Below are 14,677 nucleotides of genomic sequence, written 5' to 3'. Positions count from 1 at the left end.
TAAACGGTTTCCGATTGATTTGGAAGCTATTTTAGCTGGAATTGACTGGGGGTATGTTGAAAATTTTGCATGTTGGACAAGTCCCGCCGGTTAGGGCTTAGAACCCCTAAATAGTCATTATACATTCATCAGTGATGGAAAAAATTGACTTGGATGCCGTGATTGAGGGGCTTAAGTTGGGGTGACAAAATTTCCGGCGGTTCCGGCGTACAACCCCCTTATCGGGGTTTGAGGGTCAATGGAACGAAAACCCCGTTTAACGTTTAATATTATCCGTTTCCCAGGCTGACCCCAGATTACACCATTAGAAACCTACTGTATGGGGTCCAGTGGAAGATCCCTCGAAAATGACGAGTGGCGTAACATGTTGTTTTAATGAAGCGCCTTACTGACCGTTTTTCCAGTTTGTTTTCCACTTGGCGTCCATCCCATTAACGCCGTGCATCACTACAACTGGCTAGTTGATCCGCAATTCGGCAGCGAGCAGTTCCAGCATGGCATCCACCTTGGGCAGCAGTTGCCGCCCGACGGGCCACACCAAATTGAGCGGCAGACCACCGGTCGTCAGTTCCGGCAAAATCTGCACCAACCCGCCGCGTGCAATCTCATCGCTGACCAGCCATGTCGCCAACTGCGCGATACCGTATCCGGCCTTGACGGCGGCGACCTGAGCTTCGCCGTTGCCGACGATGATGCGGCCTTCCATCGTGCGTCGCTCAATCGTTCCCGCGTCATGCGCGAACAGCCACGGGCCAGTGGTTCCATCGGCCTTACCATAGAGCACGGCATCGTGGCGGGACAGTTCGGCGGGCGATGCTGGTATGCCGCTGTGGGCCAGGTAATCGGGCGAGGCGCAGAAGATGAGACGTTCGCGGCCCAGGTAGTGATGGCCCACCGAAGCAGGCCAGTGATCCGGGCCGCCGATACGCACCGCCACGTCGATCGCTTCGTCGAGCAAATCGACGAAGCGATCGGTCAAGGAGACGTACGGGCGAAAGTGCGGGTACTGTTGGCCACGCTGAAATGGGTGGACTGGTACAACAATCACCGGTTAATGGAACGCACCGGATATATCCCGCCAGTAGAGGCAGAAAAAGCGTATTACGCTTCACTGAACAACCGGGATGTAGCAGCCTGAAATTTGGTACGGGTATCAAAATGGTGGTTATTTTAACCAGTCGTCAACCTCGTGCTGCCTGAGCTGATGAAACTCATGGTCCTATCACCCTCTTTTGCCTCTGACCTAAAGGAAAAAAACGGATCCAACTTCCTAACCATCAAGCAACTAAAACTAAATATGACTAAAATTGATTTATAACAATAAGTTGTTAGATTTGTCGCATTTTTCAGCTTGGCTCCCATTGGGCCATTTACTTAAAAAACAGGCTTAACGTAGTAAAATATCCGTTTTCCAAGGCGACCCCACTTTTCTCAAAATCCCTTGCTGTATGAATATAAACCAATGATATAGTCGATGATGCACAACATCGTCTCCCTACTATTTTTATAAAAATAATAGTTAGAAATAATTGTCGGGAGAGTCTTAATTGGTACAAGGAATGATTAGTAATGAATGATTTAATCTCTCTGGAGTCGTTTTTAGGGTCGTTACAACAACGTGATGCCAACCAACCAGAATATCTCCAAGCCGTGCGTGAAGTCTTCACCTCGCTTTGGCCCTTTCTGGAACAGAACCCACACTACCGTGAACAAAGCCTACTGGAGCGCTTAGTCGAGCCAGAACGGGTGATTCAATTCCGAGTGGCCTGGAGTGACGATCAGGGTAAAGTACAAGTTAACCGTGCCTGGCGTGTTCAGTTTAGCTCAGCGATAGGTCCTTATAAGGGCGGAATGCGCTTCCACCCATCAGTCAACTTATCAATTCTTAAATTCCTTGGTTTTGAGCAAACCTTCAAAAATGCCCTGACAACCTTACCCATGGGTGGCGGTAAAGGCGGTTCTGATTTTAACCCGAAAGGGAAAAGCCAGGCTGAAGTCATGCGTTTTTGTCAGGCGTTGATGACTGAGCTGTATCGCCACCTTGGCCCAGATACAGATGTTCCGGCAGGTGATATTGGCGTCGGTGGCCGTGAAGTGGCATTTATGTCTGGCATGATGAAAAAGCTGTCGAATAACACCGCTTGTGTCTTCACCGGTAAAGGGTTGTCCTTCGGCGGTAGCCTGATTCGCCCAGAAGCGACCGGCTACGGTTTAGTCTATTTCACCGATGCCATGTTAAAACGCCACGGTTTAGGTTTTGAAGGTCGAAGAGTGTCAGTTTCCGGTGCCGGAAACGTGGCGCAATACACCATTGAAAAAGCGATGGAGCTGGGTGCCAGAGTCATTACGGCCTCTGATTCAGGCGGCACAGTGGTGGATGAAGAGGGCTTCACACCGGAAAAACTGGCCCATTTGGCTGAGATTAAAAACAAACGTTATGGCCGCATTGAAGACTATGCCCGTGAACGTAATCTGGTTTATCTGGCGGATCAACAGCCATGGAGTGTGCCGGTTGATATCGCCTTACCTTGCGCGACACAGAATGAACTGGACCTGCCGGCTGCACTTCAGCTGATTGCCAATGGGGTTAAAGCTGTGGCCGAAGGGGCAAATATGCCAACCACTATTCAGGCAACAGATGCTTTCCTGGAAGCGGGTGTTCTGTTCGCGCCGGGCAAAGCCGCCAATGCGGGGGGTGTTGCCACATCTGGCCTGGAGATGGCGCAAAATGCCGCCCGCTTAAGCTGGAAATCAGAAAAAGTAGACGTTCGGTTGCATCACATCATGCTGGATATTCATCACTCCTGTGTTGAATATGGCGGTGACGGCAAGCAAACCCACTATGTACATGGCGCGAACATTGCTGGCTTTGTCAAAGTAGCGGATGCCATGTTGGCCCAAGGCGTGCTGTAAATAAGATATGACTCCCCCCATACTCTTTATAACGACATAAATAAAGAGTATGGGGAGGTAACCTATATAATGACTTATAGTTTTATTGATAATGATTAAACAAACAATTTAAGATTATCCGAGTTTTAAAAATAATATTCATTGTTAATATACCGCCCTGTTTTTAACCAGGTCACATATAGTATTGTTTATAAGTCAAGGATAATCATGCCCTTCATAAATAGATATAATAAGTCAACAACCAAACAAGAGTATATAAGTTACAAAAATGAAATAAAGACAATAATAGCACCAAGAATAGTCCATGATTGCAGTCTGAATGGTGAGGGTAAATATGGATACGGCATTAGCCTGAACTACTCATTTAATCTGCCCCCAAGAGCAGATGAATTCCTTGAAGTTAGCGCTGATGACGTTTTCTCCTTTAATAAAATGCAGGTTATTCAAGCAAAGAAAAGTATGCAGTCTTGGGCTGATGTAGCTAATATTTATTTTACTGAAGCTGCTGGAGATGAGAGTGCTTATCTCGGTTTTTATAGTTATTCGCAAGATAACAATAGACATGGAGCCGCCTATCATCCAAATAACTTAATACTCTCTCCGATATATCTTAACTCTTTTTCCAGTGATGGAAAAAAACCTACTCAATCAAACTATGGCGCTCATATACTGACTCATGAGATTGGGCATACCCTTGGCTTAAAACACACCCACGGTGCAAAAAATTGGCCTGAAGAGCAGCAACACACGCAGCAGGTCAGCATCATGAGCTACCAGTCAGAGCAGGCATCCGGGGCTGATTATGGTGGTAACTCTCTGTCTACGCCGCAATTATATGATATTGCCGCTGTCCAATATCTCTATGGGCCAAATTTAACCACCCGCACCGGTAATACCGCTTATGGTTTTAACTCCAATAGTGATAGAGATTTTCTTACGGCCAACACGCCCACAGATAAGCTAATATTCTGTGTTTGGGATGCCGGTGGCATTGATACTTTTGATTTCTCCGGTTATACCGAAAACCAAAATATTAATCTTAATGAACTCGGTTTTTCTGACGTCGGTGGTTTAGTGGCGAATATCTCTATTGCTGCCGATGTAGTAATAGAGAATGCCATCGGCGGTAGTGGCAATGACAAATTAGTTGGCAACGATGTTGATAATATTCTGACTGGTGGTGCAGGTGCTGATCATCTATGGGGTGACGAAGGGAACAATATCTTCCGCTATAATAGAACCAGTGACTCCACCTCAACATCTAGTGATACCATTCACGATTTCAAATCAGATAAAGATAAGATCGATTTGTCGCCACTCTTATTTGGCGATCGGAATATTGCCATGGTAAATAGGTTCAGTTTTAGCGGGCAAACGGAAATACAGCAAAAATATGATGCAGTGAGAGATATCACTTATCTAATGGTTGATTTTGATAATAACGTGTATGAAACCGATATGATGATAAGACTCATCGGTAGGCATCAGCTCACCTTAAATAACTTTATTACCAGCCCACAACTCACCGCGTAGTAACTTATCAAGCATAAAAAGCAGGCTGCCAGCCCTATTTCGCCACAGCCTGAATTTAAACTAAGGGTAGCTAAGGCAAATAGAGATCAAAACGGTGGCTTTTAGTGGTCACCGCCGCCTGCGCAGCTATTCCGGCCAGCGGCTCGGCATAGTCCGGGCGCTTAACCACCACCCGCTTGGTTGCCAGCGCACGGGCCGGAGCCAGTAAGCCATCGGCATCTTCATCAGCGCCCACCAGCGATTGAAATACCCGCATCTCCTTTTTGACCAGCGCACTTTTCTGCCGATGCGGGTACATTGGATCGAGATACACCACTTCCGGCCGTGGCTCAATTGCCGCCAACGCCGTCAGGCTGGAGGCATGTAGCAGCGTCAAACGCTCACGCAACCAAGGGCCAATCTCAGCATCCTGATACCCACGGCGCAAACCATCATCCAGCAAAGCCGCCACCACCGGATTACGTTCCAGCATCTGCACCTGGCAACCTAGCGCCGCCAGAACAAAAGCATCGCGCCCCAAACCTGCGGTAGCATCAACCACCCGCGGAAGATAACCTTTTTTGATGCCAACCGCTTTGGCGACGGCTTCACCCCGCCCGCCACCAAATTTGCGGCGATGGGCCAACGTGCCGGAGACGAAATCAACATAAATGCCGCCGAGTTTTGGCTCATCTCGCTTGCGCAACTCAAGGCGCTCGGGGGTCCACACCAGCGCCATAACCGCCTGCTCGTCAGACACCAATCCCCAGCGCTCAGCCAGAATCGACAAGGCGCCGGGATCGGCGCCTGCTTCAGACAATAAACAAATACTTACCTGTGACACATTCTAGCCCTTAATACCGTAATGGCGCAGCATAGCATCCAACTGCGGCTCACGACCACGGAAGCGCTTGAACAGTGTCATTGGCTCTTCTGAACCGCCACGGGACAAGATATTGTCGAGGAAAGATTGGCCGGTAGCGGCATTGAAAATCCCCTCCTCCTCAAAGCGCGAGAAGGCATCAGCAGAGAGCACTTCCGCCCACAGATAGCTGTAGTAACCCGCGGCATAGCCACCGGCAAAGATATGGCTAAAGGCATGTGGGAAGCGGCCCCATGTTGGTGACGGCACCACCGCGACCTGTTTTTTCACCTCATACAGGATCGGCAGGATCTGCGCGCCGGTCAGCGGATCGAACTCATAATGCATGCGGAAATCAAATAGCCCGAACTCCAGTTGACGCAAAATAAACAGCGCGGCCTGATAGTTTTTCGCCGCCAGCAGCTTATCCAGCATCTCTTGCGGTAGCGGCTCATTGGTTTGGTAATGGCCGGAAATAAACGCCAGCGCCTCCGGCTCCCAGCACCAGTTCTCCATAAACTGACTTGGCAATTCGACCGCATCCCACGGCACGCCATTGATACCCGAGACGCCCGCAGTATCAATTTTGGTCAGCATATGATGCAAACCATGGCCGAACTCATGGAACAAAGTGGTCACTTCATTATGGGTAAATAGCGCCGGTTTGCCGCCAACTGGGCCGTTAAAGTTGCAAGTGAGGTACGCCACCGGTTTTTGCAGTTGGCCGTTCGCCAAGCGCAAGCTACCGACACAGTCATCCATCCACGCCCCGCCACGCTTATGTTCACGGGCATAGAGGTCAAGGTAGAAGCTGCCGCGCAGCTCACCACTGGCATCATAGAGTTCGAAGAAACGCACATCCGGATGCCAGGTATCCACATCATGGCGCTCTTTGGCGGTGATACCATAAATGCGCTTCACCACCTCAAACAGCCCTTCGACGACACGCTGTTCAGGGAAGTAAGGGCGCAACTGTTCATCACTGATAGAGAATAGATGCTGCTTCTGTTTTTCGGAGTAGTAGGTGATGTCCCACGCGGCTAACTCATTGACACCATAATGCTTTTCCGCAAATGCTCGTAGCTGTGCCAGCTCCTCTTCCGCCTGTGGACGCGCGCGTTTGGCCAGATCATTTAAGAAGCCCAGCACCTGCTGCGGGCTTTCCGCCATCTTGGTCGCCAGCGATTTATCCGCATAGCTGTTAAAGCCCAGTAACTGCGCCAGTTCATGACGCAACGTGAGGATCTCAGCCATGATTTCGCTGTTATCCCACTTGCCCGCATTCGGCCCCTGATCAGAAGCGCGGGTCGCAAAGGCGCGGTACATCTCTTCGCGCAATTCAGCGCTATCAGCATAGGTCAGCACGGGCAGGTAACTTGGCATATCCAGCGTCAGCAACCAGCCATCTTGCTGTTTGGCTTCCGCCATAGCTTTAGCCGCCGCCAATGCGCTTTCCGGTAACCCTTTTAGCTGTTCGACATCAGTAATCAGCTTGCTCCAGCCCATGGTGGCATCAAGCACATTGTTGCTGTAAGTCGAACCCAGTTCAGACAGGCGGGCCACGATTTCGCCATAGCGCTTTTGCTGCTCAGGCGCCAGACCAATACCGGATAACTGGAAATCACGCAGGGCATTTTCTACCGCTTTGCGCTGTGGGGCGGTCAACGCCTCAAAACCCGGCCCCTCTTTTAAGCTGACATAAGCCTGATACAAGCCCTTGTGCTGCCCGACCCAGGTGCCATATTCCGACAGCAATGGCAGACTTTGCTCATAAGCGGCGCGTAATTCCGGGCTGTTTTTCACCGAGTTTAAGTGCCCGACCGGTGACCAGATACGTGATAAGCGGTCATCCGATTCAGCTAGTGGTTGGCACAGATTATCCCAGGTGAAAGGCCCCGGCTGGGCAACAACCCGCTCCACCGCTTGACGGCATTCATCCAAAGCGGATTTTACCGCAGGCACGATATCTTCAGGGCGAATAGCAGAAAATGGCGGCAGGGAGAACGGGGTCAACAGCGGATTTGTCATAGGGCAGTCCTGATTATGATTTTGAATTCCAGCGCCAGAGCGGGCCGAGCGGTGGAGAATAAGTGATGATTGAGTAATTAACATGAGGTCTGCGGACACGAAAATCAATGGCAGGCGACCTTAATCCTTTTGATTTCACTTTTTATCCACCAGACAGTTTATACTAGTTGCCATAATGTGCTGGCTGCGCTTTCTGACTGTGATGTTTTATTGCATCCACAAAGATAGACCGCAAAAAGCACTGCCACAATGTACAGCATATATTTTCGGTGAAGTTAATATTCACCATAAATATCAATTGGTTAATATAAAATGTTAAGTTATCGCCATAGTTTTCACGCCGGCAACCATGCCGACGTCCTTAAACACACTGTTCAGAGCTTGATTATCGAGTCGCTGAAAGAGAAAGAGAAACCCTTCCTGTATCTGGATACCCACGCCGGTGCCGGCCGCTACCAGTTAAGCGGTGAGCATGCCGAGCGCACAGGTGAATATCTCGAAGGTATCGGGAAACTGTGGCAACGCGATGATTTACCTGATGATTTAGCCCCATATATGAGTGCTATCCACTACTTTAACCGCGCCGAGAAGTTGCGTTACTACCCCGGTTCGCCGTTGATCGCGCGTCATTTATTGCGTGAAGATGACAAAATCCATCTGACCGAACTGCACCCTAGCGATTACCCGCTGCTGCGCAATGAATTCGCCAAAGATGAGCGGGCTAAAGTCCAGCGTGCCGATGGTTATCAGCAGCTTAAGTCACAGTTACCCCCCGCATCTCGCCGCGGTTTCATTCTGATTGACCCACCCTATGAAATGAAAACCGATTATCAGGATGTGGTGAAAGGCATTCAGGAAGGTTATAAACGCTTTGCAACTGGCACCTATGCATTATGGTATCCGGTGGTTTTACGTCAGCAAATCAAGCGCATGTTACGGGATCTGGAAGCCACAGGTATCTGCCGTATCTTGCAAATTGAACTGGCAGTTCGCCCAGACAGCGACCAGCACGGCATGACAGCTTCTGGCATGATTGTGATTAATCCACCGTGGAAACTGGAACAGCAAATGAACACGCTGTTGCCGTGGCTGCACAAAGCGCTCGTGCCATCAGGCCATGGTCATACACTGGTGAAATGGGTAGTGCCGGAATAATGCCAATTGCCTATCGGAGCCATTGATCCAACCTTTGCGACAAAATGCGAGCAAAGGTTAAACTCTTAGGCCATTTTTAAACGACTTGGAAACGACCCTGATGACCAAACATTACGATTATCTAGCAATTGGCGGTGGCAGTGGCGGGATCGCGTCGATCAACCGGGCTGCCATGTATGGCAAAAAATGTGCGCTGATCGAAGCTAAACAGCTCGGCGGCACCTGTGTGAATGTTGGTTGTGTGCCGAAAAAAGTGATGTGGCATGCCGCGCAAATTGCGGAAGCAATTCATTTGTATGGCCCAGACTACGGCTTCGACACCACAGTGAATCATTTCGATTGGAAAAAGCTAATTGCCAATCGTACTGCTTACATCGATCGTATCCATCAATCTTATGAGCGCGGCTTAGGTAATAATAAAGTTGATGTGATTCATGGCTATGCACGTTTTGTTGATGCACATACCGTGGAAGTTAACGGTGAAAAAATCACCGCTGACCACATCCTGATCGCCACCGGGGGCCGTCCGAGCCATCCGGATATTCCAGGCGCTGAATATGGTATTGATTCCGATGGTTTCTTTGAATTGGACGAAATGCCAAAACGCGTTGCCGTGGTGGGTGCCGGCTATATCGCGGTAGAGATCGCGGGCGTACTCAATGGGTTAGGCACCGAGACCCATCTGTTTGTGCGCAAACATGCGCCACTGCGGACTTTTGATCCGCTGATTGTGGAAACCCTGCTGGAAGTGATGAACAGCGAAGGGCCAAAGCTCCATACCGAAGCGGTGCCAAAAGCGGTTATCAAAAATGCAGATGGCAGCCTGACACTACAACTGGAAAACGGCACTGCTGTGACTGTGGATCACCTGATTTGGGCGATTGGCCGTGAACCTGCAACCGACAACCTGAATCTGGCCGCCAGCGGCGTCAAAACCAATGAGAAAGGCTACATTGAGGTTGATAAGTTCCAAAATACTAACGTCCCAGGGGTCTATGCCGTCGGTGATAATACCGGGGCGGTTGAACTGACACCGGTGGCCGTCGCGGCGGGCCGCCGTCTGTCTGAGCGCCTGTTCAATAACAAGCCGGATGAGCACCTGGATTACAGCAATATTCCGACCGTGGTATTCAGCCACCCCCCTATCGGCACTATTGGTCTGACTGAACCACAAGCGCGCGAGAAGTTTGGCGACGACCAAGTGAAAGTGTACAAATCGTCATTCACCGCGATGTACAGCGCTGTCACTCAGCACCGCCAACCCTGCCGGATGAAGTTAGTCTGCGTTGGTGCGCAAGAGAAGATTGTCGGCATCCATGGTATCGGCTTCGGTATGGATGAGATCCTGCAAGGCTTTGCCGTGGCAGTGAAGATGGGCGCAACCAAGAAAGATTTCGACAACACTGTCGCTATCCACCCAACGGCCGCCGAAGAGTTTGTCACAATGCGCTAAGCAGACTGACAAAAGATCGTTAAAGGCTATAAACCCAGGGTTTGTAGCCTTTTTTATTGTCTTAAAGCGCGAAGGCCACCGCGTGAAAATGGCCTGAAAATCAATAGCTAACTCGCTCTTATCACTTAGAAACTGACCTTAATACCCAAATTACCGGCGTAACCGTCCATCTTGCCATCAAAAGCTCTTTGGTATTTAACATCCGCATAGATATCAACGTTGCTATTCACTTTAGCATTAATACCTGCCCCACCTTGCCAGTAGGTTTTACTGAATTCAGGGCGAAGAGTCGTGGTATCAATAGTCACTTCTGGGTTATCACCGAGCTGATAGATCACATCCGTAGATAAGTAGGGCTTAATCGCTTGCTGTTTAGTCGCCTCACTGAATACTCGTACACCCGCGCGGGCTTGCCCGACAGAATAGGAGGTGCCATTGACCCCAGAAATATCATCAGCAAAACTATTCAAATTCAGATATTGATATTGCAACTGCCCCTGGGGTTCCACTTTCCAGTTACCAACAACAGGGTATGCTTGACCAACTTCGGCTGACATCGCCACACCATAACCATTCTGTCTGGCATCATGCTGGCTTTGATAGCTGTTGCGGTATAGCGTCCCCTGACCGACGAGATCGATATAACCCCCCTGCCGTGTCATCAACGTGTAATACCCTCCCAAACCATAGGCATCAGTTTTGATTTTGCCGGTATTGATTGATAAACCCGCACGCACCGCGCGCGCCTTATCCTGCGTCTCGGTCTCCTGCTTACCGAGTGTTATCATCCCCCCCGCCGTGGCCTGCGTTCCGGCCGCATTTTCGCCCTGATAAAAATCATGGCCCAACTGAGCGAACCAGATATCGGAGTCATAACTAAAACGCCCTGCTTCGAAGGTATTTCGCTGCCCGCTGATCCGGCCCCAAGAGTCTTGATTAAAGCCATTGTTAGCCCCAGCGGCCGATCCACGGCGCTCGTGTAAGCGGCCCAGTGTGCTGAAGCCGTAAAAGGCATTGAGCCAAGGCGCAGCAATGTAGCCCGGCACTTCATTACGATAAGCGATCGCCGGTTGTATCGGGCGATTTGGGTCAACAACTGTCGGTTTACCCGGATCGGTGGGGCCAACCGGTGCCAGATAGGATTGTAAATTCCAGTTATGTCCATCAACCTGATATAGGTAATACTGGTAAGCTCCGGCGGTAACCATGTCACTCATCAAAAATTGACCATAGAGGGCATCGCCATCAACCTGAATCAGATTGATCCCTGCGCCGGTGGTTAACGCGCCTAATCCCCCTTGATTCACGACTTTAACGTAGTGCTCACCCGTTGCACTGCCCGTGATATGCAGCCTATCAGCCGGTGAATTGTCATCGTCTAATTGCGCATTAAAGACAAAACTGCCGTTGCCGGTTAAGTCGCCATTCACCGTTAAGGTTCTGAAATTGCCGCCCGGAATACTGGTACCAGGGAGGCGACTAACCGCTGGAATAAAGTTTATCTGACCCAGCACGTTCAGTGAGCCGACATCTGTATTGTTGGTCAAGTTCCAGATACTACTGCTGTCGATATCAATATTTTGGGCGTTACGCGCAGCACCGGTCCAAACTGAGCTATTTTTCAGCGCCAGACTGACACTGTTATTGGCATCGGCCTGAATATCACCCACCAGAATAGAGTGGTTATCGGCACGCAAATTGACGTTACTGATAATATCCAGTGGCGCGGTGGTGGTGCCAACATTGGTACTGGCATTTACCAGCAAGCCGTTGCCACCACTGAGCTGCGAACCATTTTTCACATCAATATTTATATTGGCGCCATAAGCTCGAACACCCGCCCCCTGTTGACTGATAATCTGAGTGTTATCCAACGTCACCTGGCTATAAATGGTGTCAGCGCCTGCGGCGTAAATACCGCCAGCATTCATACCGGTTGTGATGATGCGGCTGTCTTGCAGCAAAATAGAGCTGCTGGTTTGCGTCCACAGCGCATAGGCGCTGGCACCAGTAGAAGTACCAGCCACATTTTTCGCACTGATTGATGAGCCAATGAAAGTGCCCAGCACCATACCGGAAGCACCGGTAGTCTCAATAGTCGCCCCATCAAGATTCAGGTTGCCACCTCTGGCGGCGGTAGCACCCACACTGCCAACACCCGTGGTCGAAATAGCCATATTGGTGGCGTTAAAGATCGATTGAGAGTAAATACCGTGGGAATTATCCCCGGTAGTTTTCACCGTGGTCTGGTCAACAATCGCGGTTCCCCGATTCTCGATGGCGGTCGCATTATTACCATCAGTCATCACTGTGGCGTTAGTGACTCTCACCGACGAGCTGTTATCCGGCACCCAAATCCCCATGGCATATGTGCCTTGGGAGTGGTAAGAACCGCCATTAATGGTGACATCGGCGTTCATATTCACGTTAACCAACGCGGAATTGCCACTACGAGAGAGGGCATTGACGTTATTTAACACGATGACCGCCTTGTTGGTCAGGCTGTTGCCCATCGCCCGCAATACCGAACCAGACGCCAAATCAATATTGGCGTTGCTGATATTGGCACTGCCATTGATATCGAATACGTTATTAATATTACCCGTGACGGTTAGACCATTCATCGTAATAGCCGAATCTTTACCCACACCGATCCCTGCATAAGCATTGGTCATATTAAGTGTCGTATTATTCAGTGTGGAATTTAAGCTACCATTAGTAATATAGACACCAGTACCACTATAAGAGCTAGTATTATTAATGACGTTATTTTCGCCAGTTAATAAGCTCCCGACACCACTTAGATAAATACCATATCCACCACTAATATTTATCGTTGCATTATTTACCGTCAATAAGGTGCCATCATAACCTGACACCGCGTTAGCAAGCCCGCCGAGAATATTAAACACGGTGCCATTAATATCAGCACGGTTTCCTGCACCAGAGGTGTAAATACCATTACCGCTTGAACCTGATGTAACTATTGTCCCATTCTGCAAATTAACCGTACCACTATTATTACGGATACCATAGGCAACCTCACCTTCGGTTTTGATGGTGGACCCATTCAAATTCAGTGCGCCACCATTAGACACCTCAACACCATTGCCCATCAGCCCCGTGGTATGAATACTAAGGTCGGAAGCCCCGATAATAGTGCTGCCAGGGCCTTTCACCACCACACTTGGTTGGTAGTTATCATCTGTGCCGTAATCGCCAGAGATAGAAACAGCACTGCCATCGGTGACACTAATAGTCTGTGCCGCCCAACTATAAAGAGGGCTAAAAAGAGGGAACAACAGACTGGCCAGTAGCGTTTTACGAAAACGAGCAGATGGCGCTATTCTATTTATTATCATATTAATCACCTGGTTTTTTGCAAAAAATAAGCAAATCAAAAATTGTTAATCTGTTTGTTTTTATTTATATTTCCACCAGATTTAATTATTGGATAACAATTAAATCTAACTATCACCTAATATAGGCCGCCAAAAATACATTTAACATAAGACCGCATGACCTGATCTGTAGGATGCTTCCTACAAAATATAAATTCAGATCTTAATCAAGACGTTAAGGCTATTTTTAATCGGGAAATTGAGGGTTAATCTTACTATTACTATCGTTAGAACTTACCCACGACTGTTGTGATAGCCATCGACTCTGCTATTATCAACAGATTACTCGCGATTTTATGTCACATTTTGTAGAAGAATCATCTGCATAAGGCATGGATTAATGCAATTAAGGAGAATTATGCCGAACGCACCGAAAAACAGCTCAGCGCCACTGGCAACGGGGATTGAAACCGGAAAGAGAGCTATCTCCTCGATGACGCGAATGAGTAACCGAGTGAAAGCTTATCCGCCAATCGCCCATATTATCCGCGCCACAGATCGTTTTAATGACCGCTTGGGCAGCCAGTTCGGGGCAGCCATTACCTATTTTTCATTTTTGTCGCTGATCCCTATTTTGATGGTCTCTTTTGCCGCCGTCGGTTTTGTTCTGGCCTCAAATCCGGACTTATTGGCTGAATTAATTAACAAAATTGTTAATACCATCAGCGACCCAGCATTAGCCGCCACACTTAAAAATACTGTGAATACCGCCATTCAGCAGCGCACGACTGTTGGGCTGACCGGTTTAGCGATTGCCCTTTACTCCGGTATTAGCTGGATGGGTAATCTGCGCGAAGCCATTCGTGCCCAGTCACGGGATGTGTGGGAGCGCAATCCGCAGGATCAGGAGAAGTTCTACTACCGCTATGCCCGTGATTTTATCTCGCTCATCGGGTTAGTTGTCGCGCTAATTATCACTCTGTCACTGACCTCGATCGCCGGCGCGGCGCAGTCTGCCATCGTCAACGCCTTAGGTCTGGGGGGAATTGAGTGGCTGCGACCCGCCATGACACTGATTGCAATGTCGATCTCTATCGCGGCTAACTATCTGCTATTTTTGTGGATATTTTGGATTCTGCCACGGCATAAGCCGAAGAAAAAAGCGCTGCTACGCGGCACCCTAATTGCCGCCATCGGCTTTGAGATCATCAAGTTTGTCATGACCATGATGCTGCCACGCCTTGCCAGTTCGCCTTCCGGCGCGGCCTTTGGTTCGGTGATTGGTTTGATGGCCTTTTTCTACTTCTTCGCTCGCCTGACCCTCTTCTGCGCCGCCTGGATAGCCACCGCCCACTATGCGGAGGACGAAACCTTACCGCAAAATCCAGGCGGAAAAGCAGGGTAACCCGCCAA

9 protein-coding genes and 1 pseudogene are annotated in these 14,677 nt (G+C 49.3%); 6 read left to right on the top strand and 4 right to left on the bottom strand.

The window, feature by feature from the left end:
• Positions 1-457 precede the first annotated feature (457 nt).
• Complete coding sequence (locus FFE93_RS00430) at positions 458-979, bottom strand: LysR substrate-binding domain-containing protein (RefSeq protein WP_222421225.1); 522 nt, start codon at positions 977-979, stop codon at positions 458-460.
• A gap of 24 nt (positions 980-1,003) precedes the next feature.
• Between FFE93_RS00430 and FFE93_RS00425 the strand changes: the two are divergent.
• The 3 genes and pseudogenes from FFE93_RS00425 to FFE93_RS00415 all read left to right on the top strand — a co-directional run.
• A pseudogene (locus tag FFE93_RS00425) lies at positions 1,004-1,138 on the top strand (IS3 family transposase); the annotation flags it as partial.
• Between the two features lie 431 nt (positions 1,139-1,569).
• Entirely contained in the window at positions 1,570-2,913 is a 1,344-nt protein-coding gene (gdhA, locus tag FFE93_RS00420) for an NADP-specific glutamate dehydrogenase (RefSeq protein ID WP_005273526.1), read from the top strand.
• A gap of 207 nt (positions 2,914-3,120) precedes the next feature.
• Positions 3,121-4,446: a M10 family metallopeptidase C-terminal domain-containing protein gene (locus FFE93_RS00415; protein ID WP_138774666.1), complete on the top strand. Its 1,326-nt coding sequence runs from the start codon at positions 3,121-3,123 to the stop codon at positions 4,444-4,446.
• Positions 4,447-4,516: 70 nt separating this feature from the next.
• Here FFE93_RS00415 and rsmJ read toward each other — a convergent pair whose 3' ends face one another.
• Both rsmJ and prlC read right to left on the bottom strand, forming a co-directional pair.
• The gene (gene rsmJ, locus FFE93_RS00410) at positions 4,517-5,269 is read right to left on the bottom strand and encodes a 16S rRNA (guanine(1516)-N(2))-methyltransferase RsmJ (protein WP_049601177.1); all 753 of its coding nucleotides are present in this window, start codon (positions 5,267-5,269) and stop codon (positions 4,517-4,519) included.
• 3 nt (positions 5,270-5,272) lie between these two features.
• Positions 5,273-7,315, bottom strand: coding sequence for an oligopeptidase A (prlC, locus tag FFE93_RS00405; protein ID WP_005273518.1), 2,043 nt, complete (start codon positions 7,313-7,315; stop codon positions 5,273-5,275).
• A gap of 312 nt (positions 7,316-7,627) precedes the next feature.
• On the opposite strand from prlC, the gene FFE93_RS00400 reads away from it, so the two are divergent.
• Together FFE93_RS00400 and gorA are read left to right on the top strand one after the other, a co-directional pair.
• Positions 7,628-8,470: a 23S rRNA (adenine(2030)-N(6))-methyltransferase RlmJ gene (locus FFE93_RS00400; RefSeq protein WP_049601174.1), complete on the top strand. Its 843-nt coding sequence runs from the start codon at positions 7,628-7,630 to the stop codon at positions 8,468-8,470.
• Between the two features lie 100 nt (positions 8,471-8,570).
• The gene (gene gorA, locus FFE93_RS00395) at positions 8,571-9,923 is read left to right on the top strand and encodes a glutathione-disulfide reductase (RefSeq protein WP_005273510.1); all 1,353 of its coding nucleotides are present in this window, start codon (positions 8,571-8,573) and stop codon (positions 9,921-9,923) included.
• Positions 9,924-10,048: 125 nt separating this feature from the next.
• Here gorA and FFE93_RS00390 read toward each other — a convergent pair whose 3' ends face one another.
• Positions 10,049-13,285, bottom strand: a complete 3,237-nt coding sequence (locus tag FFE93_RS00390; protein ID WP_138774665.1) for an autotransporter outer membrane beta-barrel domain-containing protein — start codon at positions 13,283-13,285, stop codon at positions 10,049-10,051.
• A gap of 397 nt (positions 13,286-13,682) precedes the next feature.
• Between FFE93_RS00390 and yhjD the strand changes: the two genes are divergently transcribed.
• Positions 13,683-14,669: an inner membrane protein YhjD gene (yhjD, locus tag FFE93_RS00385; RefSeq protein ID WP_005273503.1), complete on the top strand. Its 987-nt coding sequence runs from the start codon at positions 13,683-13,685 to the stop codon at positions 14,667-14,669.
• Positions 14,670-14,677 lie beyond the last annotated feature (8 nt).

Source organism: Yersinia sp. KBS0713 (assembly GCF_005937895.2).
Classification (GTDB): domain Bacteria; phylum Pseudomonadota; class Gammaproteobacteria; order Enterobacterales; family Enterobacteriaceae; genus Yersinia; species Yersinia bercovieri.
Note: the sequence above shows the minus strand (reverse complement) of the source record. Positions and strands in the feature narration are given on the sequence as shown.